1 protein-coding gene is annotated in these 268 nt (G+C 41.0%); it reads right to left on the bottom strand.

Features of this window, described 5'->3' with window-relative positions:
• A partial coding sequence (locus AAEY75_RS15405; protein WP_352260076.1) for a hypothetical protein occupies nucleotides 1-268 on the bottom strand: 268 nt, incomplete at both ends.

Raw genomic sequence — 268 nt, 5'->3', positions numbered from 1 at the left:
CATCATTGGCGGCTGGTTTTTGGGTGAGGAAAGTATCGTTGACTGCTTCAGGCGCATCGATATATGCATTAAGTAGCTTGGCTGCCGTATCAATATAAGCATTTGCTTTTTCTAGTAGTGTTTGATCAACAAACTGTTGCGCAAGATAATCCAATAATAGCTCAATGGCACTCAAGCTCTCTGCCAACGCTTCAATAACGTCCCAGCTCAATATGGCAATATTATGAGTATGTATCTGTACAAATATATCGGCTATCTTGTCGACTAC

The organism is Psychrobacter sp. TB55-MNA-CIBAN-0194, assembly GCF_040309505.1.
In the GTDB taxonomy this organism is placed as follows: domain Bacteria; phylum Pseudomonadota; class Gammaproteobacteria; order Pseudomonadales; family Moraxellaceae; genus Psychrobacter; species Psychrobacter fozii.
This window is presented reverse-complemented; position numbering and strand designations above follow the sequence as displayed.